The organism is Streptomonospora nanhaiensis, assembly GCF_026642255.1.
Classification (GTDB): Bacteria; Actinomycetota; Actinomycetes; order Streptosporangiales; family Streptosporangiaceae; genus Nocardiopsis; species Nocardiopsis tropica.
This window is the reverse complement of record NZ_CP113264.1, coordinates 5,512,168-5,537,841: the sequence shown is the minus strand read 5'-3', so window position 1 is coordinate 5,537,841 and position 25,674 is coordinate 5,512,168. Positions and strand designations below refer to the sequence as shown.

Sequence of the window (25,674 nt, the reverse complement as noted above, 5' to 3'; positions counted from 1 at the left end):
TTCTGCCCGGCCGTCCGACCGACCCCGTCCCCCGTGGAGGTGACCCCGATGGCCACGCGTGCCTCCTCCGGTGGTTCCGGACGCAAGAAGCCCGCCGCGCGCAAGCCCGCGCCGAAGAAGCGCATGCCGGACGGGCCCATCGCCTTCGCCTTCACCATGTTCGGCCAGTTCCTGCTCGTGCTGTGGAAACTGGTCGCGCACACCGTGGGCGGCGCCGCGCGCGCCGTCGGCCGCAGCGCGCGCGACCTCGACCCCGACCTGCGCCGCGACGGCATCGGCCTGGTCCTGCTGGCCGCGGGCGTCCTCGTCGCCGCCGCCGTGTGGTGGCGGAGCGAGGGGCCGCTGCTGGAGTACACCCGCATGATCGTGGTCGGCGGCTTCGGCACGTTCTCGCCGATCCTGCCGCTGCTGTTCCTGCCGGTCTCGGTCAAGCTCATGCGCACCCCCGGCTCGGGCCGGGAGGGGGACGGCGGGCGGCTGTTCATCGGCACCGTCTCGATCATGCTGGGGCTGCTCGGGCTGATCCACATCGCCAACGGCCTCCCGGAGCCCTCCGACGGCCTGGAGGCTCTCCAGGAGTCGGGGGGGCTCATCGGCTTCGTCGCGGCGGGCCCCCTCAGCGCCGTCGTCACCCCGTGGCTGACCGGCGTCCTGCTCGCCCTCGTGCTGGTCTTCGGCGTCCTGGTGGTCACCGCCACCCCCATCCGGCGCGTCCCCGAACGCCTCCAGACGCTGTTCAACGCCCTCATGGAGCGGGACACCGGTCCCGACTCGGGCATCGGCATCCTCGGCGCGGACCCCGCGCCCAAGGCCGCTCGGCCCCGCAAGCGCAAGCCGGAGAAGGAGGCGGAGGCCGGGACGGTGGCGGGCGATCACGAGCGCCCCTACGACAGCCCGGTGGTGCCGGTGGAGCCCGTCGCCCCCGCCCTCACCGACGAGGAGGAGGCCGCCGCGGCGGCCGCGACCGCGGCCGGGAAGAAGAGGCCGGGCCGCAAGAAGGTCGACGTCCCCGACCCCACGCCGCCCCCCGCCGTGACCGAGCAGCTGACCATCCCCTCCCGGGTGGTCGAGGGCGACTACGAGCTGCCGGCGCCGGGGATGCTCAAGCCGGGCAGCCCGGTCAAGCCCCGCACCAAGGCCAACGACGACGTGGTCGCCGCGCTGTCGGGGGTGCTGACCCAGTTCGGCATCGACGCCGAGGTCACCGGGTTCACGCGCGGCCCCACCGTCACCCGCTACGAGATCGAGCTGGGCCCGGCCGTCAAGGTCGAGAAGGTCACCGCGCTGGCCAAGAACATCTCCCTGGCGGTCAAGAGCGCCGACGTGCGGATCCAGTCGCCCATCCCCGGCAAGTCCGCGATCGGCATCGAGATCCCCAACACCGACAAGGACCTCGTCAGCCTCGGCGACGTCCTGGGCTCGACGGCCGCGACCTCCGACGACCACCCCATGCTGGTGGGCCTGGGCAAGGACGTCGAGGGCTCCAACGTGGTGGCCAACCTGGCCAAGATGCCGCACGTGCTGGTGGCCGGCGCGACCGGCGCAGGCAAGTCCACCTGCATCAACGGGCTGATCACCTCGCTGATGATGCGGGCGACCCCCGACGAGGTGCGGATGATCCTGGTCGACCCCAAGCGGGTCGAGCTGACCATGTACGAGGGCATCCCGCACCTGATCACGCCCATCATCACCAACCCCAAGCGGGCCGCGGAGGCCCTGCAGTGGGTGGTGGGGGAGATGGACCGCCGCTACGACGACCTGGCGGCCTCGGGGTACCGGCACGTGGACGACTTCAACGCCGCCGTGCGCGCCGGGCAGCTGACCGCCCCTCCGGGCAGCGAGCGCGTGTACGAGGCCTACCCGTACCTGCTGGTGATCGTGGACGAGCTGGCCGACCTGATGATGGTCGCCCCGCGCGACGTCGAGGACGCGGTCGTGCGCATCACGCAGCTGGCCCGTGCCGCCGGGATCCACCTGGTGCTCGCGACCCAGCGGCCCAGCGTCGACGTCGTCACCGGGCTGATCAAGGCCAACGTGCCCTCCCGGCTCGCCTTCGCCACCTCCAGCCTCGCCGACAGCCGCGTCATCCTCGACCAGCCCGGCGCCGAGAAGCTGGTGGGCAAGGGCGACTCCCTCTTCCTGCCGATGGGCGCGGGCAAGTCCATCCGCCTCCAGAACGCCTGGGTCAGCGAGAAGGAGATCCGGGCGATCGTCGAGCACTGCAAGAAGCAGTCCGAGCCCAGCTACCGCGAGGACGTCGCGGCCCCCGAGGGCAAGAAGAAGGAGATCGACGAGGACATCGGCGACGACCTCGACCTCCTCCTCCAGGCCGTCGAACTGGTGGTCACCACCCAGTTCGGGTCGACGTCCATGCTCCAGCGCAAACTGCGCGTCGGCTTCGCGAAGGCGGGCCGCCTGATGGACCTGATGGAGAGCCGCGACGTCGTGGGCCCCAGCGAGGGCTCCAAGGCGCGCGACGTCCTCGTCACGCCGGACGAGCTCCCGGGCGTTCTGACGGAGATCCGCGGGGGCTGAGCCGGCCCGCGGGCGGGGGCGCTGGCCTTCGCCGGAGCACGCTCCTGCCGCACGGAGGCGGTGACATTCTGTGCGCCGGTGCCCTCTTTGGCGTGTTCTTGAGAGCTTCATGGGGCGTGGTGAACTGCGTCGGCGACCCCCGGACGGCAGAGTGGAGACCATTCAGTCACACACAGTCGCGGAAGGAGTGCGCATGGCGACGATCGGTCAGACCCTGTCCGGCGCCCGAATCGCGGCGGGGTACACGGTCGCGGACCTCAGCGCCCGTACGCGCATACGGCAGTCGGTCCTCAAGGGCATCGAGGAGGAGGACTTCGTCCCCTGCGGCGGGGACTTCTACGCACGCGGCCACATCCGCGGCCTCAGCAGGGCGCTCGGCCTGGACCCGGCGCCGCTGCTGGCCGAGTACGACCGCGAGCACGCGTCGTCGGACGCCCCGGCCTTCGTCCCCCCGCCGCGCCACCCGGCGGCCTCGCCCGCCGCGGTCAGGGCGGCGGTGGCCGCCGAGCGGGGCGAGGCGTACGCGGCCGACGACGAGGAGCCGATGGCGGGGCCGCTCCCGAGCTTCGGCGAGGACGACCCCGGTGCCGCCGCCGAGCGTTGGGGCCACTTCGAGCGGGACCAGCGCCTGCGCCCCGGCGTGCGCGGGGGCCGTTCCCGCGGGGAGGAGGACGCCGGCCCCGGAGCGCAGGAGGCCGGCTCCCGGCGGGGCACCCGGGGCGTCCCGAGGCCGAGGGAGGACGCCGGCACCCGGCCCGGGGACACGAGGCCCGCGCCGCGCCCCGCGGTCACGGCCGCGCGCAGGCGGCGGGGCGAGGCGGTCCGCCGCCACTGGCCCTGGGCCGTGGTCGGCGTCATCATCCTCCTGGGAGTCGTCGTCGGCGTCCGCACCTGGCAGGACTGGGACGGGGGCAACCCGCTGCGCACCGCGTTCGAGTCCAACGGGGGCGGCGAGACCGTGGACTCCGCGGTCCTCCCGGGGGAGGGGCGGGCGGGCGCGGACGACGCGGCCGTCGTGCCCGCGGCGGAACAGGCCGAGGAGCCCGCCGAGTTCACCCTCGGGCTGGAGTCCGCCGGACGCAGCTGGATCAAGGTCACCGCCCCCGACGGCAGCGACCTGTTCACCGGCTTCCTCCTGAAGGGCGAGCCGCAGGAGTACGCGACGGAGGAGGGCGTCAGCCTGTGGGTCGGCGACGCCGGCTCGGTCGAGGTCTCCGTCGACGGCGAGGTCCTCGGGCCCGCCGGGGAGATCGGTGAGGTCAAGGAGGTCGCCATCGGCCCCGACGGCTTCGACCGGTGACGTCACGGCCCGCTGCCTGGGGGAAGGCGGGCCGGGGTACGGGCGGGTGAGCCGACCAAGGTAATGTGGGGGGCTGCGGGCGGCGCCCACCGGCGCCGCGCCGTGCGCGCGGTCCGAGCGGTCCGCCCCGGCCCCCGCATCACACTCGAAGCTCTCCCACACGCTTGGAAGCCATGTCATCGCGCCGTACTGTCTCTCTCGTCACCCTGGGGTGTGCGCGTAACGAGGTCGACTCCGAAGAGCTGGCCGGGCGTCTGTCCGCGGGCGGCTGGGACCTCGTCGACGGCGACACCAAGGCCGACGTCACCGTGGTCAACACCTGCGGGTTCATCGACGCGGCCAAACAGGACTCCATCGAGACCCTCCTCGAAGCGGCCGAGAACGGCGGCAAGGTCGTGGCCGCGGGGTGCATGGCAGAACGGTACGGCTCCGAGCTGGCCGACGCCCTCCCCGAGGCCCAGGTCATCGGGTTCGACGACTACTCCGCCATCACCGACCGGCTCGACGACGTCGTGGCCGGCCGCAAGCTCGTCCCGCACGACCCCCGCGACCGGCGCACGCTCCTGCCCATCAGCCCCGCCGACCGCGACGCCTCCCAGGTGCACGTCCCCGGCCACGCGGGCTTCGCCGAGGCGCCCGGGGCCGACGGCACCGAGCTGCCCTACCGCGCGGCGGTCCCGCGCCGCCGCCTCACCGGCGGGCCGGTCGCCAACCTCAAGATCGCCTCGGGCTGCGACCGCCGCTGCACCTTCTGCGCCATCCCGACCTTCCGCGGGGCCTACCTCTCCCGGCACCCCGACGAGATCGTGCGCGAGGCCGAGTGGCTGGCGGGGGAGGGCGTCCGCGAGGTCTTCCTGGTCAGCGAGAACTCCACGTCCTACGGCAAGGACCTGGGCGACGTGCGCGCCCTGGAGAAGCTGCTGCCCCGCCTCGCCGCGGTGGAGGGCCTGGAGCGCGTCCGCGTCAGCTACCTCCAGCCCGCCGAGGTCCGTCCCGGCCTGGTGGACGTCCTCACCGGCACCCCCGGCGTCGTCCCCTACTTCGACCTGTCCTTCCAGCACGCCAGCGGCACCCTGCTGCGCCGCATGCGCCGCTTCGGCGACCGCGAGCGCTTCCTGGAGCTCCTGGAGACCGTGCGCAAGCGGACCCCCGAGGCCGGGGCGCGCTCGAACTTCATCGTGGGCTTCCCCGGTGAGACCGAGGCCGAGTTCGAGGACCTGGTCTCCTTCCTCTCCGAGGCCCGCCTCGACGCCATCGGCATCTTCGGCTACTCGGACGAGGACGGGACCGAGGCCCTCTCCCACGAGGGCAAGCTCCCGGCCGAGGTGGTCCAGGAGCGCGTGGACCGGCTCAACCGGCTCTCCGAGGAGCTGATGGTCCAGCGGGCCGAGGAGCGGATCGGCACCGAGGTGACCGTCCTGGTGGAGAGCGTGCTGGAGGACGGCGCCTACGAGGGCCGGGCCGACCACCAGGCCCCCGAGGTGGACGGCAGCACCATCCTGTACGGCGAGGGCCTCGCCGTCGGCGACCTGGTGCCCGCCACGGTCGTCCAGTCGGCCGGCGCCGACCTCGTCGCCGAGCAGGACGAGACCCGGCCGGGCGGGGAAGCCGGGGACAGATGAGCACCCACGACGCGGCGACGCCCGCCCCCCACGTTCCGCTGTGGAACATCGCGAACATCCTCACCATGAGCCGCCTGGTCATGGTCCCGGTCTTCGTGTGGTTCATGTTCCTGGACGGCTCATGGTGGCGGTTCGCCGCCTTCGCCGTCTTCGTGATCGCCGCCATCACCGACCGCATCGACGGCGAGCTCGCCCGCCGCCACAACCTGGTCACCGACTTCGGCAAGATCGTCGATCCGATCGCGGACAAGGCGCTCACCGGGTCCGCGCTCGTCGTGCTGTCCCTCCAGGGCGACCTGTGGTGGTGGGTGACCATCGCGATCCTGGTCCGCGAGTGGGGCGTCACCGCCCTGCGCTTCGCGGTCCTGCGCTACGTCGTCATGCCGGCGAGCAGGGGCGGCAAGCTCAAGACGGTCCTCCAGATCGTGGCCATCAGCGTCTACCTGTTCCCGCTCCAGGTCCTGCCGTTCAGCGACCTCTTCGTGTGGTTCGCGCACATCGTGATGGGCGCGGCCCTGTTCGTGACCCTGTGGACCGGCGGGGCCTACGTGCTGGACGCCGTGCGCGCCGTGCGCGCGAGGAGGGACACCGGGGGATGAACCAGCAGGAGGACCGGGTGGGTCTGGGCTCCGAGGTCAGGGAGTTCCCCGTCGAGTCGCTGACGGCTGCCGGGGCCGTCCACCGCGCCCTGCTGGAGAGCGGTGGGACCTGCGCCACCGCCGAGTCCCTGACGGGCGGCCTGATCGGCGCCCACCTGACCGCCGTCCCCGGTTCCTCCCGCACCTACCGCGGCGGCGTGGTGACCTACGCCACCGATGCCAAGGCGGCCGTCCTGGGGGTCCCCGAGGACCTCCTGGCCGAGCACGGAGCCGTGCACCCCGACGTGGCCGCCCACATGGCCCGCGGCGCCAGGCGCCTGTTCGGCGCCGACCACGGGGTCGCGGTGACCGGCGTCGCCGGACCCCAACCCCAGGACGGGCAGCCCGTCGGCACCGTCTATGCGGCCGTCGCCACCTGGGACGACCGGACGTTCGTCCGCCGGTTCAGTTTCACCGGGGATCGTGCGGGTATCCGATACCGCACGGTCGAGGGCGCGCTGTCGCTCCTGGACTCGGTTGTTCGCGGGAGCACGGCGGGAAACACCCGGACCTGAACCATTGGAGCAGTTCTCCCTCTCCCGGCACTCGGGAACAAAACCACCCCCGAGTGAGGTTCCCCCTCCAGCGAACAGGACGGCAAGAGGTGCCCGAATCGGGCGTGGGGCAGGTACGGTGTTGTATATGAAGGTCGCTACCGGTGGGAGGGAGCGCGAATGATGGTCCTGCTTCGTCACCTACTGGGTGACGTGCTCAGGCGGCTGCGGCAGCGCCAGGGCCGCACCCTCCGCGAGGTGTCGGCCGATGCGCGTGTATCCCTCGGATACCTGTCCGAGGTCGAGCGAGGGCAGAAGGAAGCCTCTTCCGAACTGCTCTCGTCGATCTGCGGGGCCCTGGGGGTCCCGCTTTCGCAGGTTCTGAGGGAGGTCTCCGACCAGCTCGCCCTCGCCGAGCTGCAGGAGGCCGCTCTGCTGGGTGACACGGTCACGACCGACCCCGTCCCCGCCCAGGACCTCGGCATCGAGCCGGTACCGGATCGTGTTCCCCAGGTCGCCGACATGGTCGGGGTCTGACCCCGGCCGGGAACTGTCCGTACAGCCGCACCCTGACCACGTGAAGGAGCCGGCCACCTGAGGGTGGCCGGCTCCTTCACGTGCGGGACGGCGCGAGGACGCCCGCCGGCGCAGCCGCGGTCAGCGGTGGGTGTGGTTCACCCAGGCCTCGGGGTCCTCCGCCAGCGTACGCACCGCCTCGGGCAGCTCGTTCGTCACCAGGTGCTGGAGGTTGACCCCCTCCAGGATGGCGCGCTCGCTGGCGCGCAGCGCGATCCACACCTGTTGCAGGCTGCGGGCCGCGCCGTCGTAGTCCACGTGCTCGGGGCGTTCCCCGCGCACGTTGGCGAGCGGCCCGTCGACCGCTCGGATGATGTCGGCGAGAGAGATCTCCGCCGCTGGTCGGGCCAGCCAGTAACCGCCGACGGGGCCGCGTTGGCTGCGCACCAGCCCGGCACGGCGTAGCTGGGTGAGGATGTTCTCTAGGAATTTTCCGGGGATGGCCTGAGCGCGTGCTAGCTGCTCGGCCGTCACCGGCCCGTCGCCGGCGACAGCGAGTTCCGCTGCCGCGCGAAGCGCGTAATCGACCCGGGCTGAAAGGCGCATGCTGTGATTATGCCGTGGTTAGAAGGGCGAATGGGGCACCGGGCGCCGGCAGGTGTGCCGACGGACCGGGATGCTACAGGCCAAGGGTACTTCTCCTACCGGGTTTCGGGGACACCGGCGGTGTCCCTCCCCGGCGACCGCGCTCCGGGTTCCCGTGCGTCCGGCGGCGGGACGCGGCGGACGCACGGGAACGGAGTCGGCCCGGCCCCGCCGTGCGGCGGGACCGGGCCGGGAGCGCCGGACCCCGGGGGAGCGGGGCCTCAGCTCACGCCGGGGGCGGGCGCGCCCACGGCGCCCCCCAGCAGTTCGGCCGCGCTCAGGCCGTTCACGTGCGCGGCCCCGTAGGTGCTCACGTAGGCGCCGCAGTCGGGTCGCCAGATGGGAAGGCCCATCTCCACCACCACGGCCCCGGGACGGGCGTCGAGCAGGCGGCTCACGAGCGCCCGGGCCTCCGGGTAGCGGTGCGCGTCCCTCACGACGACCACCAGGTCGCGCCCCCGGGCGCCGGCGATGAGCCGGTCCGCCTGGGCGGCGTCGGGGGCGACGCGCTCCGAGCCGGGGAACCAGGGGGCCAGCCCCCAGGGGACCTCGCCCACGGCCATGCCGGCGGGGGCGTCCACCTCGACCACGAACGGGTCGCTCAGGGGCGGCAGGTCGCCGTCCACGCGCACGGCGCGGCGGGCCCCGGCCAGCCCGACGGGCTCGTCGGCGGGGGCGGCCGCCCTGCGCGCGGACGTCTCGCGGATCCAGGTGCGCAGGCGCGCGTTCCGCTCGGCGGCCTCCTCCAGGCGCTGCCCGGGGAGGCGGCCCTCGCGCACCGCGGTGACCAGGGCGGCGCGGATCAGCTCGATCTGGTCCTCGTAGACCCGGCGCCCCAGGCACAGCAGGTCGACACCGGCGGCCACGGCGAGCACGCTCGCCTCCGGGATGCCGATCCGGCCGCTGACGCCGTCCATGTCCATGGCGTCGCTGACCACGGTGCCCCGGAAGCCCAGCTCGTCGCGGAGGAGGTCGTTGAGGATGTGCGGCGCGAGCGTGGCCGGGCCCTCGCCGCCCAGGCCGGGCAGCTCGATGTGCGCGGTCAGGATCGACTGCACGCCGGCTTCCACGGCCGCGCGGAAGGGGAGCAGCTCGCGGCGGTGCAGGAGGTCGGCGTCGGCCTCCACGCGGGGCAGCGTGTGGTGGGAGTCCTGGGAGGTGGCGCCGTGGCCGGGGAAGTGCTTGGCGCAGGCGGCCACGCCGGCGGCCTGGAGGCCGATCACGGCGGCCGCCGCGTGGCGGGCCACCAGTTCGGCGTCGGAGCCGAAGGACCGGGTGCCGATCACTGGGTTGTCGTCGGCGACGTTGACGTCCACCGAGGGCGCCAGGTCCAGGTTGAAGCCCAGGGCGGCGAGGCGGTCGCCCATCGAGCGGTGGGTGTCGCGGGTCAGGTCCGGGTCGTCCACCGCGCCCAGGGCCGCGTTGCCCGGGTAGTCGCTGCCGCGCGCCTGGCCGATGCGGGTGACGTCGCCGCCCTCCTCGTCCAGCGAGATCAGCGGGGTGTCCGCGGCCTCGGACAGGGCCGCGTTCAGCGCGGTCACCTGTTCGGGTGTGTCCAGGTTGTTGTGGAACAGGCAGACGCCGGAGATGCCGTCCGCCAGACCCTCCAGGACCCAGCGAGGGGCGTGGTAGGACTCGAAGGGCACCAGCAGCGTGGCGTTGGCCAGACGCGCCAGGGTCGGGTCGTACGGCATGACGAGCTCCGTTCGGTGAGCATAGGGGTGCCCGGGAGGTCACCACTGGAGCCGGCGGCTCCCCATCGGGGTGGTGAGGGCGACATTCGGGCAGACGGGTGGCGGGAACACGGGTAGGGAAGCGGTGCGGCGGGCGTGCCCGGGCGGGGCCCGCGGCGCCGGCCGCGGTCCCGCCCGGGGTGGGGCCCGGTCAGCCCTTGACGGCTCCCATGGTCAGACCGGAGACCATGCGCCGCTGGACGAACAGGAAGAAGACCATCACGGGGATGGTCAGCAGGGTGGAGGCCGCCATGATCGGTCCCCACTCGGTGCCGAACCGGCCGAAGTAGTACGACAGGGTCAGGGGCAGCGTGTAGTGGTCCGTGCTGCGGCCCAGGAACGTCAGCGCGACGATGAACTCGTTCCAGGCGGTGATGAACGCGAAGATGCTCGCGGCGACCAGGCCCGGCGCGACCAGCGGCATCAGGATGCGCCAGAAGATGGTCCAGGCGCTGGCGCCGTCGATGGCCGCGGCCTCCTCCAGCTCCTTGGGCACCGCCGCGACGAACCCGCGCAGCATCATGATCGTGATCGGCAGGGAGACGGCCGTGTAGACGATGAGCAGGCCGGACAGGTTGCCGAGCAGCTGCACGCCGCTGGCGTCGGACAGCTGGCGGAAGTTGAGGAAGATCGAGATGATCATCGCTTCCATCGGCACCATCTGGATGATCATCAGCAGGATGATGAACGCGGTGCGCAGCTTGAACCGGAAGCGGGCGACGGCCACCGCCGCGAGCAGCGACAGGAACGCTCCCATGCCCACGGCGAAGAGCGTCACGACGAGGCTGTTGCCCAGGAACTGCCAGAAGTTCACACCCGGGATGAGCTGGCCGTTGACGACCCGGTCGAAGTGCTCCAGGGTCGGCGCGCTCGGGAACAGGGTCTGGTTCCGGGTGAAGATCTCGCCCACCGGCTTGAAGGCCGTGACGACCATCCAGTACACCGGGAAGACCGAGAAGAGGAACACCGCGATCCCGGCCAGGTACAGCGGCAGGGAGCGCAGGCGGCGCAGCGGGCTGCGGCGGTAGACGCGCTCGGCGCCCCGGCGGCGCCCGGCTCCGGAGCCGGGCGCGGCGGTGGCGGCCCGGGCGGAGGGGCCGGCGGTGTTGTCGATCGCGGTCATCGGGTCTCCCCCTGGCGGATCATGATGCGCAGGTAGTACGCGGTGACTCCGAGGATCATCACGGTCATGACCACCGCGATCGCCGAGCCCATGCCGTAGTTGGCCGGGCTGGCGCTGAACCCCTGCTGGTAGATGTAGTACGAGAGCAGGTAGACGTCCTGGTTCTGGAAGCTGTTCGCCAGGATGTACAGCTGGGTGAACACCCTCAGGTCCCAGATGATCTGGAGGACGAGCAGCAGGGCGAACAGCGGGCGCAGCATCGGGAACGTGACGTTCCAGAAGGCCTTCCAGGCGCTCGCGCCGTCCATCCGCGCGGCCTCGTACAGCTCGTTCGGGATGCTCTTGAGCCCGGCGAGGACGGAGACGGCCACGAACGGGAAGGACTGCCAGACGATCACCATGATCAGGACCGAGAACAGCGAGCCCGGTTCGAGGAACCAGTTGTACTCCAGCCATCCGCTGCCCACCAGCCAGTCCGGCATCCGGTCGAGGACGACGTTGACCAGGCCGCGCTCGGGCAGGAACAGCCAGCGGAAGACCAGCGACGCGCTCAGCGCGGGGGTGGCCCAGGCGAGCATCATGCCGATGGACACGAACCCGGCGAACCATTTGGGCATCTTGTGGAGCAGCAGGCCCACGAGGGTGCCCAGCACCATCGTGATGCCGACCATCAGCACGCAGACCACGACCGTGTTGCGCAGGATCGTCCAGAACGTGGGGTCGGTCAGCAGCTGCTGGTAGTGGGCGAAGCCGTTCCATTCCGGGCCGGGCTGGTTCGGAAGGAGGTTGCGTGTGGTGAAACTCGTGAGCGAGTACCACACCATCTGCACGATCGGCCAGAGCAGCACGACCGCGAGGAGGATCAGTGCCGGGGTGATGAGCAGGTACGGGGCGGGAGTTCTGCGGCGGCGTGGCGCGGTCTCGTCGGAGGCCGGTGCGACGGCCTCCTCGTCCCCGCGCGGTTTCGCCGGTTCGACGGTGTGTGCCATGGTCTTCTCAATCGAGGCGTGGGCCGACCGCGGCGGGCGGGGTCCGGGAGGGACCCCGCCCGCGCACGGCTCTGCACAGTGGGGTGGAGAGGACTACTCGACCGGCTCGTTGAGGATCGAGGCCAGTTCCTCGTTGGCGGCGCCCAGGACCTCCTCGGCGTCACCGCCGCGGACGATGTCCAGGACGGCGCCGGGCAGGATCTTGCTGTCCTGGTCGGCCGCGGTCCAGCGCGGGGTGGTCGGGAAGAAGCGGGTGTTCTGCATCTGCGTGGCGGCCGCCGCGCGCTCCGGGTCCTCCTGGTACTCGGGGGTCTCCAGGAGAGCCGGGTAGGCGGGGAAGAAGCCGGCGACGTCGGCGTAGCCCTTGCCGCCCTCCTCGTCACCGAGGACGGTGAGGAGGTCGAAGGCCTCGTCGGGGTGCTCGGTGGTGGTGAAGACCGTCAGGGCGGAACCGCCCGCGAAGACGGGGGCGATGCCGTCGGCGCCGGGGATCGGGGCGGAGGCGATGTTCTCCAGGACCGCCGGGTCCTCGGCCTGCTCCTCCATGGAGCCCAGGGCCCAGCCGCCGTCGATGTACATGCCCAGCTCGCTGTTGGCCATGTCGGCCAGGGCGACGAGCTCGTTCTCGCCGACGTAGCCCTGCGGGGAGATGCCGTCGGTGGTCAGGCTCGCGTAGAACTCGACGGCCTCGACGGTGGCGGGGTCGGTCAGGTTGCCCTCCCACGTGTCGCCGTTCTGGGTCGCGATCTCACCGCCGTTGCTCCAGATGAAGCTGGCGATGCCGTTGGTGAAGTCGGTCGGAGCGGCGAAGCCGGGGACGTCGTACTCCTCCTGGATGGCCTCGGAGACCTCGACGAGCTCGTCCCAGGTGGCGGGGGGCTCGTGCCCGAGCTCCCGCAGCCAGTCGGCGCGGTAGTAGAGGGTGCGGACGCCGGAGAACCACGGGACGCCGTACTGCACGCCCTCGTAGGTGCCGTACTCCAGGGCGTTCTCGTCGATGCCCGCGGCGGTGTCCCAGCCGCCGACCTGCTCGCTGATGTCGAGGAGGGCGCCCTGCGCGGCCCAGCCGGCCACCTGGTCGTTGCCGACCTCCAGGACGTCGGGGGCGTCACCGCCGGCGAGGGCGTTGGTGATGGACTCCTGCGCGTCGGGCCAGGGGATGAACTCGACGTCGACCTCGACACCGGGGTGGGTCTCCTGGAAGCGGGCCTCGGCGTTGTCGAAGTACTCGACGAGGGGGTCCTGCGAGGTGCCCATGACCCAGACGGTCAGGCTCTCGGCCTCACCGCCGCTGGAGTCGTCGGAACCGCCGCCGCAGGCGGCGGCGAGCAGGACTACGGCCGTGGCCGCTGCGATCTTGGGGAACCTCATGTGTACCTATTCTCCCTTCGCACCACGCGCCGGGGATTCGACGCCTGTGCTCAAGCCGGGCTGGGATGATGGAACGATCACCCACCGACTCGACGTCTCTGTGGGGGTTGTGCTGGGATAGCACGTTGGCCGCCCCGCCGGCGCGGGTACCGGAGGGCCCGAAATTAACGCGGACCTGCCAGGACGTGACCTCTTGTGAGGTTGTGAGCTAAATTAACAGGAAACTTTCCTAATAAAAACAGGGTGAGGTGTCACGGTTATGTCTCAACGTCCGGGGACTCCCCGGCTGCTACGCCAGCTCAACGACCGCGCGGCACTGGAGCTACTCCTGTCCGCGGGGCCCTTGACCAGGACGCAGCTGGGAACGCGGACCGGCCTGTCCAAGGTGACCGCCTCCCAGCTGCTCGCGCGGCTGGAGGAACGGGACCTGGTACGCGTCGTCGGCAGTCAGGCGGGGGGCCGGGGCCCCAACGCCGCCCTCTACGCGGTGGTTCCGGAGAGCGCCTACGTGGCGGCCCTCGACGTGAGCGCCCACTCGGTGACCGCGACGATCGCCGACATCACGGGCCGGGTGATGAGCGAGGTGACCGTCGACCCGAGCGCCTCCGACGACCCGGTGTCCCTCGTCCACACCGCCGTCATGCGGTTGGCGGACACGGCCGGGGTCCCCCTCGACAGGGTGCGCGCGTGCGTCATCGGCACACCGGGCGTCGTCGACCCGCGCACCGGCGACATCCGCTTCTCCTTCGACCTGATCTCCTGGCACGAGGGCATCCTGGAGGCGCTGCGGGCCGACCTCAAGCGCTCGGTCATGATCGAGAACGACGTCAACCTGGCTGCCCTGGCCGAGCACGCCGAGGGGGCCGCCGTGGGGGTCGACGAGTTCGTCCTCATCTGGCTCAGTGCGGCGGGCGGCGTGGGCATGTCCACCATGATCGACGGCCGCATCCACCGGGGCCGCTCCGGCGGAGCGGGGGAGATCGGCTACCTGCCGGTCCCCGGCGCGCCGATGCCGGTCGACGTCGGGCTGTCCGGCGGCTACGAGTCCCTGCGGGACGGTGCGACCAGGGAACTGCCCCACGGGTTCCAGGCACTGGTCAAGGCGGGACAGGTGGTGCGGCTCGCGGCGGAGTACGGGATCGACGGCGCCGACGTCGTGGACGTGGTGGAGAAGGCCTCGGCGGCCGGATCGCCCGAGGGCGACGCGTTCCTGGACGCCTTCGCCGAGCGCCTGGCGCGGGGGGTGGCGGCGGTCAGCGTCATCCTCGACCCCGGGCTCGTGGTCCTGGGCGGCGACGTCGCCCGGGCCGGAGGCGCCAAACTGGCCGAGAGGGTCCAGGCGGCCGCCGCCCGCATCGCCCCCAACGCCACCGAGGTCGGCCTGGGCCTGGTCGAGGGCAGCCCCGTGGTGCGCGGCGCCCTCCTGCACGCGCTCGAACGCGCCCGCGACGACGTGTTCTCCTCGACCGTCTGACCCGCGCTCCGCCGGCCGCCGTGTCCCCGACCCTCCTCACCCGTCGGGGCACGGCGGCCGACGCGTGTCCGGGGCCGGGGAACGGCACCGGCACGGGGCCCGGGGTCAGAGCACGGGCTCGAACGAGTCCAGCACCGCGTCCACGAGGTCCCCGTACACGGGCAGGTCCGCCGCGGGGATGTCGGCCTGGACGAGGTACCCGCGGCCCTCCTCCTCGATGACGGTGTACTGCCAGACGACCCACCGGTCGGGTTCGTCCCGGTCGCTGTTGGTGTAGGTCAGCTCCAGGCGGGTCGTGTCCCGACCGGGCGGAGCCGAGTGGTCCTCCTCCAGGGCGACCCTGCGCACGTCGGATAAGGCGGAGACCTCGGAGAGGCCGGCCTCCCACCCCTCCTGCACCTCTCGGGAGGTGAGCCCCTCGCCGTCGGTCTCATGCACGTTGAAGCAGAACGTGTGCTCACCGCCGGGCGCCGTGATCCTTCGGAAGACGAAGGTCCCCGAGGCCTCGTCCGGTGAGTCGACGCTCGGCCCCGCGACCTCCCACCCCTCGGGGTGCCGGAGGGTCGCGTACTCCCCGGCGAGCTCGACGAGGGCGGGGGCCTCGGCCGCGGCGGAGGGGGAGCCGGTCGCCGCCGGGGCCGCCGCCTGCGCGAGGGGAGCCCCCGGACCGAACGCGAGCAGGGAGCCCGCGACCGCCGTGACGGCCACCAGGCTCAGGCCGATCATCACCGCGCCCTGCGCCCGGCTGCCGGGAGGATGGGGAAGGCGGTCCCCTTCCGTCGCGGTCGTCGCGGGCTCCTGGGCCGGGGGCCGGTGGGGGGAGGGAACGGCGTCGGGACTCGGCACGGGGGCCTCCGGTGCGAGGGGGGACACGGGATCGTGAGTCTACGGCGTGTCGCGCGGACGCTCCCGGCCGGTACGGCGCCCGCGCCGTCCGGCCCGGGGTCCGCGGCGGTCCGCCGCGCGCGGGCCCCGGGCCGGACGGGCCGTTCAGGGGCCGGGGGAGAGGGAGCGCTCCATCACCACGCGCGGCAGGACGCCGATCCCGGCCCGCTCCTCCGCCTCCCACACCTGTTCCAGCGCCGGACCCCAGTCGGCGCGGGGCACGACGGAGAACCCCCGCGCCGCGTACCAGGGGCCGTTCCACGGCAGGTCGCGGAACGTGGTGAGGGTGAGGCGCGCGTGTCCGGCGGACGCGGCCCCGCCGCACACCGCCTCCAGCAGCGCCGAGCCCGCGCCGCGCCGTCCGTGGGCGGGGTGGACGGCGAGCTGTTCCAGGTGGGGACCCTCGCCGACGGTCACGGTCGCGGCCAGGCCGACGACCGGCCCGCCCCCCGGTGCGCACGCCACCAGGACCTCCTCCACGTGCGCGAGCATCTCCCGCGGGTCGTCCGGCGGGAGCACCACGCCGGCGTCGGCGAAGACCGTGTCCGCCGCCAGGGACACCTCCACCACGCGCGGCTCGTCCTCCGGCCGCATCGGCCGGACCTCCAGGTCCACGAACGCCTCCCCTCCGTGCCGGCCGGGCCCCTGCCGGCCGAGGGCCATTGTGGACCCGCCCCCGCCGTGCGGCAACGGGTTTGCGCGCGGTCAGGGCCGCAGGCGCAGCCCCTTGGGGGTGACGTGGAACCCGGCCGACACCAGGGCGGCGTCCACAGGGGTCCCGAAGACCTCCGTCCCGTCCGAGCGCTCCACGGTCAGCGCGCCCAGGGCGCCCTCCCGCACCACCCCGGCCAGCGCCCGTGCGGCCCGTTCCAGCAGGTCCGGGGGCGAGCCGAACGTGAGGACGGAGCGCCCTCCCCTTCCCACGTAGAGGGTCGGGCGGCCGCCGTCGACCACCACCACCGCACCCGGGTTCCGGCCCGGACGCGACGCCGAGTCCTCGGGGCCCCTCGGCCACGGCAGGTCCGTGCCGAACGGGTTGGCCGGGTCGGTCGCCGCCAGCACCACCGGCGCGAGCGCCCCGCCGGGGGCGTCCCCGGACAGCGCGCGCAAGCGGTCCACCGCCCCCGCCAGCGCGAACTGGGCCCCGCCCAGCCCCTCCACGAAGTAGCCGCGGCGCGCCCGCCCGGACTCCTCCATGGACCGCAGCACCCGGTACTCCTCCTGGGAGACGTTGCGTCCCTGCCACCCCCTCACCAGCAGGCCCGCGCGCTCCAGCCGGGCCTCCACCCGGGCCAGCGCGCGCCGGGTGGGGTCGGGCTCCCGATCGGGCAGCACCCACCAGCGGCCCGCAGCCGAGGGAGGCCCCGACCGGGTCGGCAGCACCGGCCGCCGCACACGCCCCGCGCGCGAGGGGGCCCTGCGCGGCGCCGGCCCCGCGCCCAGCCGGGCGCGCAGCGGGGCGAGCGTGTCGTTGGTGACCAGCCCGTCCCACACCAGCGCCCACAGCGCGTCCACCAGGTCCCTGTCGGTGACCGCCGCGGTGCCCAGGGCGCGGGCGGCCCGGTCGGCCACGTCCCGGAAGAACAGGGCCCCGCCCTCCCGCAGCGCCTCCAGCACGGTGTGCGGCAGGGTCCCCTCGTCGGGGAGCAGGGGGTCGGGCAGCAGCACCGCCGCCTCGTCCGCCGGGACCAGCGTCAGCCACCCGTCCTCGCCGGGCAGGGTCCCGACCCCGGCCCAGACCACCTCTCCCGCCTGGGTCAGCTCGTCCAGGCGGTTCGGGGCGTACCCCTCGACCCGGGCGGGCAGCACCAGCGACTCCAGGGACGAGGCCGCGACCGGAGCGCCCCGCAACGACTCCACCGCCTCGAACACGGCGTCCGGCCCGCGCCACCGCTCCGAGGGGGTCGCACGCTGCCACATCGGCGCGAACCTGGCGAGGACGGCCGGGTCCACGGGCTCCACCTCCCGGCGCAGGCGCGCGATCGAACCGCGCCTCAGCCTCCGGAGCACGTCGGCGTCGCACCACTCGGTGGCAGCCCCTCCCGTCCGCGGGGCCCCGCCGCCGGCGGACGGCGGGGGAGCGGTTCCCTCCGGCCGGAACCCGCCCTGGGACACCCTGCCCTCGCGCGCCAGGACGCGCAGCACCCCCAGGACCCCGTCCTCGGGCAGGCCGAGCCGCTCCGCGGCCTCGGCGGCGGTGAACGGACCGTGCGTGCGGGCGTACCGGGACACGAGGTCGCGCCGGGCGTCCGCCACCGGTTCGAGCAGGGCGGCGGGCACCCCCGGCGGGGGCTCGGCGCCCAGGGCGTCGCGCAGCCGCGCCACGTCCTCCACCGCGCACCAGCGCCCGGCCGCGCCGGGCCGGTCCCCCGGGAAACGCATCCGCACGATCCGGCCCTCGGCCGCCAACCCCTCCAGCCACGCCTCCTCCACACCCCGCACGGCCGCCTCCCCCGTCGTCAGCGGCCCCACCTCGCGCAGCAGGTCCGCCGTGCCCTCGGCGTCCCGCACCGGGGCGGCGGTCCGCTGGAGCAGGGCGCCGACGTGCTCCACCACGTCGGGGTCGAGCAGGTCCCGCAGGTCGGCGTGGCCCAGGAGGTCGGCCAGCAGGGACGGGTCCAGGGTGAGGGCCTGCGCGCGCACCTCGGCGGCCGGGGCGTCGCCCTCGTACAGGAACGCCGCCGTGTACTCCATCAGCAGCGACTGCGCGAACGGCGACGCGCGCTCCGTGCGCACCTCCACCACCCGTGTCCGCCTCGCACGGAGGTCGCGGAGCACCTCCACCAGCGCGGGCACGTCGAACACGTCGCGAAGGCACTCGCGCACCGTCTCCAGCACGATCGGGAACGACCCGTACCGCCCCGCCACCGACAGCAGGTGCGAGGCCCGCAGCCTCTGCTGCCACAGCGGCATCCGCCGGTCCGGGCGCTGGCGGGGGAGCAGCAGGGCCCGCGCCGCGCACTCCCGGAACCGGGAGGCGAACAGGGCCGAACCGGTCAGCTCGTCGGTGACGACCCCCTCCACCGTCTCGGGGTCCAGCGCCACCAGGTCGGCCAGCCCGCCCGCGCGGTCGAGCCCCTCGGAGTCGGGCAGCCGCAGCACGATCCCGTCGTCGCCGTGCACCACCTGGGCGTCCGCCCCGAACCGCTCCCGCACCCGGGCCGCGATCGCCAGCGCCCACGGCGCGTGGACCCGGGCCCCGAGCGGCGAGTGGACCACCGCGCGCCAGTCGCCGACCTGGTCGCGGAAGCGCTCGACCACGACCGTCCGCTCGTCCGGCACCTGGCCGGTGGCCCACCGCTGGTCGGCGACGTAGGCCACCAGGTTCCGGGCGGCCCAGCGGTCCAGTCCGGCGCCCTCGGCCAGGGCCAGCGCCTCCTCCGGGCCGGAGTCGGCGAGCTGCCTGGTCATGGCGCCGATCGCGCGGCCCAGCTCCACCGGGCGGCCCTGGGCGTCGGCCTTCCAGAACGGCATCCGGCCCGGTCTGCCCGGCGCCGGGGAGACCAGGACCCGGTCGGCGGTGATCGCCTCGATCCGCCACGACGTGGAGCCCAGCACGAACACGTCGCCGACGCGCGACTCGTAGACCATCTCCTCGTCCAGCTCGCCGACCCTGGTGGGCGCCCTGCCCCCGTCCTGCCCCGCGAGGTGCACGCCGTACAGGCCGCGGTCGGGGATGGTGCCGCCGCTGATCACGGCCAGCCGCTGCGCCCCCGGCCGCGCGCGCAGGACGTCCGCCTCCCGGTCCCACACGACGCGCGGGCGCAGCTCGGCGAACTCGTCCGAGGGGTAGCGGCCCGAGAGCATGTCCAGGACCGACTCCAGCACGGAGTCGGCCAGGTCGGCGAACGGGGCCGCCCGCCGCACCAGGGCGGCCAGCTCGGCCACCGGCCAGTCGTCCATGGCCACCATCGCCACGATGTGCTGGGACAGCACGTCCAGCGGGTTGAGCGGCATCTCCAGCCGTTCGATGCCGCCCGCGCGCATGCGTTCGGCGACCACGGTCGTCGCCAGCAGGTCCCCCCGGAACTGGGGGAGGAACACGCCCTGCGAGGTCTCGCCGACCCGGTGCCCGGCCCGCCCGACCCTCTGCAGCCCGCTGGCGACCGACGGCGGCGCGGCCACCTGGACCACGAGGTCGACCGCGCCCATGTCCACGCCCAGCTCCAGGCTGGAGGTGGCCACCACGCAGCGCAGGCGCCCCGCCTTGAGGTCGTCCTCGATCAGCGCCCGCTCGGCCTTGGACATCGAGCCGTGGTGGGCGCGCGCCACCACCGCCTCCCCGCCCCTGCTCTGGCCGGACTGGCCCATGACCTGCGCGGCCGGCCCCTCCGGCGGGAGCTCGGATCCGTGCCGCTCCGCGTACAGGTCGTTGACGCGGGCGCACAGCTTCTCGGCCGTGCGCCTGCCGTTGGTGAAGACGATCGTGGACCGGTGGGACTCGACGAGGTCCAGGACCCGGCGCTCGACGTGCGGCCAGATGGACCCTCCCCGACGGGTTCCGAGGCCGCGCGGGTCCGGCTCCGGGAGCTTCCCGGCGTCGTCGGCGCGGGGCCGGGGGGCGAGCGGCCCGGGGCGGCCGGGGGGAGCGTCCCCGCCGAGCCCCTCCGCGTCCGGGTCCCCGGGGAGCGGCGCGGGCTCCGCGCCCGTCTCCTCCGGGGCGCCGGGCTCCGCGCCCGTCTCCTCCGGGGCGCCGGGCTCCGCGCCCGTCTCCTCCGGGGCGCCGGGCGGCAGGGCCGCCGCCTCCGGGGCGTCGGGCTCCTCCATGTCGGGGACGGGCACCACCACGCGCAGGTCCAGGCCGGGGGAGTCGGGCGGGCAGACGATCGCGGCTCCGCCGAGGAACCCGGCGACGAGCTCGGGCGGGCGCACGGTCGCCGACAGGCCGATCCGCTGCGCGGGCCGCTCCAGCAGGGCCTCCAGCCGTTCCAGGCTCAGCGCCAGGTGGGCCCCGCGCTTGGTGCCCGCCAGGGCGTGCACCTCGTCCACGATCACCGTCTCCACCCCCGAGAGCCCCTCGCGGGCGCGCGAGGTGAGCACGAGGAACAGCGACTCGGGCGTCGTGATGAGGACGTCCGGAGGACGGGTGGCGAGCCTGCGCCGCTCGTCGGCGGGGGTGTCCCCGGTGCGCACGCCCACGGTGACCGGGGACAGGTCCCGGCCCGCGGCGCCGGCCGCGGCCGCGATCCCCGCGAGGGGGACGCGCAGGTTGCGCTCCACGTCCGCGGCCAGCGCCTTGAGCGGGGAGACGTAGAGCACGCGGCACCGCCTGGAGCGGTCCTCGGGAGGGGGAGAGGCGAGCAGGCGGTCCAGGGACCACAGGAACGCGGAGAGGGTCTTGCCCGACCCCGTCGGGGCCACCACGAGCGTGTTGCTCCCCCCGGCGACGGACTCCCAGGCGCCCGTCTGCGCCGGGGTCGGGCCGGCGGGGAAGGCCTGGTCGAACCAGGTCCGCGTGGCCGGTCCGAAGCGTTCGAGGGGATGCGACACACGACTCATCCCGCCAGTGTGCCCGCCGCGGGGGACAGAACGGCGGAAGGGCCGCGGCGGGCGCGCCGATCCCCGATACTGGGGCCGATGAGACTCACTGCTTTCTGGAACAACATGCACCAGCAGTTCGGCGAGGCGTACGCGCAGAGCCTGGCCAAGGACTACGTCATCGAGGGTCTCGGCTCCAGGACGGTCCAGCAGGCGCTCGCCGACGGGGCGAGCCCGAAGGAGGTGTGGCGGGCGGTGTGTGACGCGTTCGACCTCCCGTTCTCCGTGCGCTGACGGAGCGGGCCGCCGACGCGCCGCGACGACGGTTCGTCCACGGGTCGCCCACGAAATCGAACAGAGGTTCGGGTAGTGTGGGTTGTCCACAGGCGAACGTCGGACGTCGCGATTGTCGTATCGACCGCGTAGCGTCGTGCGCATCATGAAGAAGAAGGCACCCACCCAACAACAGGGGTATCCCGTGGCATCTGGAGACCGAGACAAAGCTCTCGACACAGCGCTCGCGCAGATCGAGCGGCAGTTCGGCAAGGGCTCCATCATGCGCCTGGGCGACGATGATCGCCCGCCGATCGAGTCGATCCCCACCGGGGCGATCGCCCTCGACGTGGCGCTCGGCATCGGCGGTCTGCCCCGGGGGCGGATCATCGAGATCTACGGCCCCGAGTCGAGCGGCAAGACCACCGTCGCCCTGCACGCGGTGGCCAGCGCGCAGAAGCTGGGCGGCATCGCCGCCTTCGTCGACGCCGAGCACGCGCTCGACCCCGAGTACGCCAAGAAGATCGGCGTCGACACCGACAACCTCCTGCTCTCCCAGCCGGACACCGGTGAGCAGGCCCTGGAGATCGTCGACATGCTGGTGCGCTCCGGCGCGGTCTCCATCGTCGTGATCGACTCGGTGGCCGCACTGGTCCCCCGGGCCGAGATCGAGGGCGAGATGGGCGACAGCCACGTCGGCCTGCAGGCCCGCCTGATGTCGCAGGCGCTGCGCAAGATGGCCGGTGTGCTGCACCAGACGGGCACCACCGCGATCTTCATCAACCAGCTGCGCGAGAAGATCGGCGTCATGTTCGGCTCCCCGGAGACGACCACCGGCGGCAAGGCGCTCAAGTTCTACGCGTCGGTCCGCCTGGACGTCCGCCGTATCGAGACCCTCAAGGACGGCACGGACGCGGTCGGCAACCGCACCCGGGTCAAGGTGGTCAAGAACAAGATCGCGCCGCCGTTCAAGCAGGCGGAGTTCGACATCATCTACGGCGTCGGCGTCTCCCGCGAGGGCAGCCTCATCGACCTGGGCGTGGAGCACGGCATCGTGCGCAAGTCCGGCGCCTGGTACACGTACGAGGGCACCCAGCTGGGCCAGGGCAAGGAGAACGCGCGCACGTTCATGCGCGAGAACGTCGACCTGGCCAACGAGATCGAGAAGAAGATCAAGGAGAAGCTGGGCGTGCCCGTCAAGGGCGACGACAGCGCCTCCGGCTCCGCGGCCGAGAGCGGCAAGGAGCCCGCCAAGGACTCGGCGGACACCGCGGCCAAGGCGTCCGCCAAGCGCGCCCCGGCCAAGACCGCCAAGGCGCCCGCGCCGGATGCGTGACCGGGGCCGGCCCGGGGGGCGGCGCCCCTCCGACGGCGCACGCCCCGAGGACACCTCCGAGCACACCTCCCCGGGCGGGTCCGGACCGCCCGGGGACGATCCCGAGGCGCAGGCCCGCGCCCTGTGCCTGCGGATGCTCACCCACTCCCCGCGCACCCGCGCCCAGCTCGAACGGGCGCTGCACCGCAGGGAGTTCCCTGAGGAGGTCGTCGACGCCGTCCTGGGGGCGTTCGGCGACGCAGGGCTGATCGACGACGCGGCCTTCTCCCGCGCCTGGGTCTCCTCCCGCCACCACGGCAGGCGGCTGTCCCGACGCGCCCTCGCCCAGGAGCTGCGCACCCGGGGCGTGGAGGAGGACACCGTCAAGGAGGCGGTCGCGGAACTGAGCGACCAGGACGAGGAGGAGGCCGCCCGCGACCTGGCCCGCCGCCGCCTCGCCACGACCCGGGGCAAGGACCGGGAGGTCCGCATCCGGCGCGCCCTGGGCGTCCTCGCCCGCAAGGGCTACTCCTCGGGCCTGTCCTACCGGATCGTCCGCGAGGAACTCGAACGCGAGGGCGTCGAAGCCGACCTGTACGACCCCGACCTCTGACCGGGACGCGCCTCCCGGGCCGGCCGCCCGCGCGGTCCGCGAGACCGATGACCACGGGAGGTCCCGTGCAGGGGGAAGCCGTCCCGATCCTTCGCGTCGCCGTCGCCGACGCCGAAGCGGCCTCGGCCCGCTACCGGCGCCCGGGCTCCACCCGCGAGTGGGAGCACCGGTTCGAGCCGGGCCTCCCCGCCTTCGTCGGGGTCGCCCGCGGGCAGGTCCGGCCGTCCCTGTCCGAGCACGAGGGCGACGCCCGCCCCGACACTCTGGTCCACCTGCGGGTACGCGACGTCGACGCGGTCGCCGCCGAGTTCGGGGTCCCGGTGGAGGACGCCCCCCGGGCTCGCGGGACCGAGCTGCGCGCCCCCGGCGGCAACCGCCTGCGGGTGGGCACCCCGAAGGACTGACCCGCCCCGCGCCCCGGAGCGGGGGCCGGCGCCGCCCCGCTCACGCCGACCGCCTCACTCGGAGGCGGACGCCCCGGCCGTTCCGGCGGGGTGCGGCGCCTGTTCGCCGGACCCCCGGTCACCGGGGGAGGCCTCCGCGGGGGGATCGGCGCCCTCGTCGCCGGTCGCGGCGGTCCCCGGATCCGCCGCCGCGTCCTCCCCGGGCGGTCCGGCGGGCTCCGGCGCGAGGCGCGGCTCCGGCGGGTCGGTCACCAGCTCGAGGGGGGCGACGTCCGCCGTGAACCCGAACACCCTCGCGTAGAAGGCCAGCTCGGCCTCCAGCGCCCGGACGCGGACGTCCTCCGCGGTGAACCCGTGCGCCTCGCCCTCGAACTCCAGCAGGGCGTACGGGGTCCCGCCGCGCCCCAGCGCGGTCGCCATCGAGAAGGCCTGGTCCGGGGTGACGACGGGATCGTCCAGCCCCTGCAGCAGCAGCACCGGTGCATCGATGTCCCCGGCCCGGTTGACCGGCGAGCGCTCGCGGTACCGCTCCACGAACCCAGGCAGCGTGCCCACGAGGGAGTCCAGGAACCGCGACTCGAAGTCGTGCGTGCTCTCCGCGAACCCCAGCAGGTCGGTCACGCCGAACAGCGACACCCCGCAGGCGAAGGTGTCACCGGTCAGCGCCATCAGCGCCGTGTACCCGCCGGCGCTCGGGCCGCGGATCGCCAGCCGCTCGGGGTCTGCCACCCCCTGCTCCACGAGGGCCCGCGCGGCGGCGGAGCAGTCCTCCACGTCCACCACGCCCCACTCCTTGTGCAGGCGCTTGCGGTACGAGCGGCCGTACCCGGTGGAACCCCCGTAGTTGACATCCACCACGCCGATCCCGCGGCTCGTGAAGTACGCCTTGGCCAGGTCGAACTCCAGCGTGCTGACCGACACCGGGCCCCCGTGCGCCCACACCACGTACGGCGCGGGCCCCCGGGCCCCGGCGCCGGGGTTGGTCGGCGGGTACACGTTGGCGTACACGGGCGCCCCGTAGCGCCCGGGGAGCCGTTCCTGCCGGGGGACGGGGAGGTAGGCGGGGTCGGGCAGCTCCTCGGCGGCCCGGCGCAGCACCTCCACCCGTCCCGAGACCGGGTCCAGCCGCACCAGGCACGGGGGCTCGGTCGGGGCCGAGGCCACCGCCACCACGGAGCGGCCGTCCGTGTCCAGCATCCCCCACGTGGTCAGGTCGGTCGCCACGGGTGTCAGGTCGAGGGTGTCGGGGTCGTACACGCCCGGCGTCAGGTCGGCGTGCCCGTGCAGCGCCACGACCTTCCCCGACTCCAGCACGCAGAAGGACCGGTTGCCCAGCCGGCCCGGCGAGGCGTGGAACTCCTCCTCCGCGGGGTACAGGGCGATCGGCTGCCCGGTCGTCCCCGCCTGGTACAGGTTCCACCAGCCGGGCCAGTCCGAGGCCACGTACAGGGTCGCGTCGTCCACCCAGGCGGGGGACACCACCGACTCGTCCACGCCCCCCTTGATCGTGTACTCGGCGGACAGGCCCGTCTCGCCCAGCGCGCCCACGCGCAGCTCACTGCCGTCCCAGGGCATGCGCGGGTGGTTCCAGCGCACGTAGGCCAGGTGGCCGCCACCGGGCGAGGGGGTGGGCGAGGCGTAGAAGTCCGCCCCCGACACCAGCTCGCGCACCGCCGACGGGTCCTCGGCCCCCCGCCCGGAGAGCGGCACCGCCACGATCGACCGGCGCACCGCGCCCCGCGCGTGCTGCTCGCGCACGCACAGCACACTGCGCCCGTCCGGGCTCAGCGCGGGGTCGGCGTAGCGCAGCGCCGCGGGCTCCTCGGGTTCGGGTGTGAGGGGGACCGGCTCTCTCGTCCCGCGTTCCAGCAGGTAGAGGCGCTGGTCGGAGGATCGGCAGAACACGACGCCGACACGGGCGATGGCCTTGTCGTCACGGCGGGGGACGGGCAGGAAGGCCCGTCCCCCGTACTCGTGCACCCGCGTGCCCGCGCTCCAGGGCGCGGACAGCAGGTCGGTCACCGTCCCGTCGGCGTCCCGCCGCATGAGGGTGGTCCGTCCCTCCTCCGGTCGGCTCTCCTCCCACCAGACCTCGTCGCCCACGACGGAGGGGAACGCCATCCGGCGCACTCCTCGGGCGACGTCGCCGGCGCTGATGGGCGATGGCCAGGAGCCGTAGGGGCTCGACAGTTCAGACATGTCCCGCTCAGGATGGGTCGTGGGTTCGATCAGATGACATGTCGACCTTAGTCCTCACACGCGTCCC

Annotated in this window: 20 protein-coding genes; 11 read left to right on the top strand and 9 right to left on the bottom strand. The window is 73.7% G+C overall.

Going from position 1 to position 25,674, the window contains the following annotated elements; genetic code table 11:
* The first annotated feature begins 48 nt into the window (after nucleotides 1–48).
* From OUQ99_RS23935 to OUQ99_RS23910, 6 genes are all read left to right on the top strand, one after another.
* A complete protein-coding gene (locus OUQ99_RS23935) occupies nucleotides 49–2,535 on the top strand; it encodes a DNA translocase FtsK (RefSeq protein WP_267946035.1) in 2,487 nt (828 codons plus the stop codon).
* 193 nt (nucleotides 2,536–2,728) lie between these two features.
* A complete protein-coding gene (locus OUQ99_RS23930) occupies nucleotides 2,729–3,835 on the top strand; it encodes a helix-turn-helix domain-containing protein (RefSeq protein WP_267946034.1) in 1,107 nt (368 codons plus the stop codon).
* Between the two features lie 173 nt (nucleotides 3,836–4,008).
* On the top strand, nucleotides 4,009–5,457 hold the full coding sequence (gene rimO / locus OUQ99_RS23925; protein ID WP_267946033.1) for a 30S ribosomal protein S12 methylthiotransferase RimO: 1,449 nt from the start codon (nucleotides 4,009–4,011) through the stop codon (nucleotides 5,455–5,457).
* Nucleotides 5,454–6,056, top strand: a complete 603-nt coding sequence (gene pgsA / locus OUQ99_RS23920; protein WP_267946032.1) for a CDP-diacylglycerol--glycerol-3-phosphate 3-phosphatidyltransferase — start codon at nucleotides 5,454–5,456, stop codon at nucleotides 6,054–6,056. The genes rimO and pgsA overlap by 4 nt, the downstream gene beginning before the upstream one ends.
* Nucleotides 6,053–6,610: a CinA family protein gene (locus OUQ99_RS23915; RefSeq protein ID WP_267946031.1), complete on the top strand. Its 558-nt coding sequence runs from the start codon at nucleotides 6,053–6,055 to the stop codon at nucleotides 6,608–6,610. The genes pgsA and OUQ99_RS23915 overlap by 4 nt, the downstream gene beginning before the upstream one ends.
* A gap of 159 nt (nucleotides 6,611–6,769) precedes the next feature.
* On the top strand, nucleotides 6,770–7,126 hold the full coding sequence (locus OUQ99_RS23910) for a helix-turn-helix domain-containing protein (RefSeq protein ID WP_267946030.1): 357 nt from the start codon (nucleotides 6,770–6,772) through the stop codon (nucleotides 7,124–7,126).
* Between the two features lie 120 nt (nucleotides 7,127–7,246).
* Here OUQ99_RS23910 and OUQ99_RS23905 read toward each other — a convergent pair whose 3' ends face one another.
* The 5 genes from OUQ99_RS23905 to OUQ99_RS23885 form a co-directional block, all read right to left on the bottom strand.
* Nucleotides 7,247–7,711, bottom strand: a complete 465-nt coding sequence (locus OUQ99_RS23905; RefSeq protein ID WP_267946029.1) for an RrF2 family transcriptional regulator — start codon at nucleotides 7,709–7,711, stop codon at nucleotides 7,247–7,249.
* Nucleotides 7,712–7,971: 260 nt separating this feature from the next.
* Nucleotides 7,972–9,444: a glycoside hydrolase family 3 protein gene (locus OUQ99_RS23900; RefSeq protein WP_267946028.1), complete on the bottom strand. Its 1,473-nt coding sequence runs from the start codon at nucleotides 9,442–9,444 to the stop codon at nucleotides 7,972–7,974.
* Nucleotides 9,445–9,634: 190 nt separating this feature from the next.
* Nucleotides 9,635–10,606 (bottom strand): carbohydrate ABC transporter permease, encoded by a 972-nt coding sequence (locus OUQ99_RS23895; protein WP_267946027.1) that lies wholly within the window; start codon nucleotides 10,604–10,606, stop codon nucleotides 9,635–9,637.
* Nucleotides 10,603–11,595: a carbohydrate ABC transporter permease gene (locus tag OUQ99_RS23890; RefSeq protein WP_267946026.1), complete on the bottom strand. Its 993-nt coding sequence runs from the start codon at nucleotides 11,593–11,595 to the stop codon at nucleotides 10,603–10,605. The genes OUQ99_RS23895 and OUQ99_RS23890 overlap by 4 nt, the downstream gene beginning before the upstream one ends.
* 93 nt (nucleotides 11,596–11,688) lie before the next feature.
* The gene (locus OUQ99_RS23885; protein WP_267946025.1) at nucleotides 11,689–12,966 is read right to left on the bottom strand and encodes an extracellular solute-binding protein; all 1,278 of its coding nucleotides are present in this window, start codon (nucleotides 12,964–12,966) and stop codon (nucleotides 11,689–11,691) included.
* Nucleotides 12,967–13,225: 259 nt separating this feature from the next.
* Between OUQ99_RS23885 and OUQ99_RS23880 the strand changes: the two genes are divergently transcribed.
* Entirely contained in the window at nucleotides 13,226–14,440 is a 1,215-nt protein-coding gene (locus tag OUQ99_RS23880; protein WP_267946024.1) for an ROK family transcriptional regulator, read from the top strand.
* A gap of 105 nt (nucleotides 14,441–14,545) precedes the next feature.
* On the opposite strand, the gene OUQ99_RS23875 is transcribed toward OUQ99_RS23880, so the two are convergent.
* From OUQ99_RS23875 to OUQ99_RS23865, 3 genes are all read right to left on the bottom strand, one after another.
* Nucleotides 14,546–15,313: a hypothetical protein gene (locus OUQ99_RS23875; RefSeq protein WP_267946023.1), complete on the bottom strand. Its 768-nt coding sequence runs from the start codon at nucleotides 15,311–15,313 to the stop codon at nucleotides 14,546–14,548.
* Between the two features lie 117 nt (nucleotides 15,314–15,430).
* Entirely contained in the window at nucleotides 15,431–15,919 is a 489-nt protein-coding gene (locus OUQ99_RS23870) for a GNAT family N-acetyltransferase (RefSeq protein WP_267950478.1), read from the bottom strand.
* A 111-nt stretch (nucleotides 15,920–16,030) separates the two neighbouring features.
* Entirely contained in the window at nucleotides 16,031–20,824 is a 4,794-nt protein-coding gene (locus OUQ99_RS23865) for a DEAD/DEAH box helicase (protein WP_267946022.1), read from the bottom strand.
* Between the two features lie 78 nt (nucleotides 20,825–20,902).
* Here OUQ99_RS23865 and OUQ99_RS23860 point away from each other — a divergent pair, with 78 nt between their 5' ends.
* The 4 genes from OUQ99_RS23860 to OUQ99_RS23845 all read left to right on the top strand — a co-directional run bounded on the left by OUQ99_RS23860 (nucleotide 20,903) and on the right by OUQ99_RS23845 (nucleotide 23,408).
* On the top strand, nucleotides 20,903–21,097 hold the full coding sequence (locus OUQ99_RS23860) for a DUF3046 domain-containing protein (protein ID WP_267946021.1): 195 nt from the start codon (nucleotides 20,903–20,905) through the stop codon (nucleotides 21,095–21,097).
* A 184-nt stretch (nucleotides 21,098–21,281) separates the two neighbouring features.
* Nucleotides 21,282–22,412, top strand: coding sequence for a recombinase RecA (gene recA / locus OUQ99_RS23855; protein ID WP_267946020.1), 1,131 nt, complete (start codon nucleotides 21,282–21,284; stop codon nucleotides 22,410–22,412).
* On the top strand, nucleotides 22,405–23,004 hold the full coding sequence (recX, locus tag OUQ99_RS23850) for a recombination regulator RecX (RefSeq protein ID WP_267946019.1): 600 nt from the start codon (nucleotides 22,405–22,407) through the stop codon (nucleotides 23,002–23,004). The genes recA and recX overlap by 8 nt, the downstream gene beginning before the upstream one ends.
* A 65-nt stretch (nucleotides 23,005–23,069) precedes the next feature.
* A complete protein-coding gene (locus OUQ99_RS23845; RefSeq protein ID WP_267946018.1) occupies nucleotides 23,070–23,408 on the top strand; it encodes a glyoxalase superfamily protein in 339 nt (112 codons plus the stop codon).
* Between the two features lie 54 nt (nucleotides 23,409–23,462).
* Here OUQ99_RS23845 and OUQ99_RS23840 read toward each other — a convergent pair whose 3' ends face one another.
* On the bottom strand, nucleotides 23,463–25,607 hold the full coding sequence (locus OUQ99_RS23840) for a S9 family peptidase (protein ID WP_267946017.1): 2,145 nt from the start codon (nucleotides 25,605–25,607) through the stop codon (nucleotides 23,463–23,465).
* Between the last annotated feature and the right edge of the window lie 67 nt (nucleotides 25,608–25,674).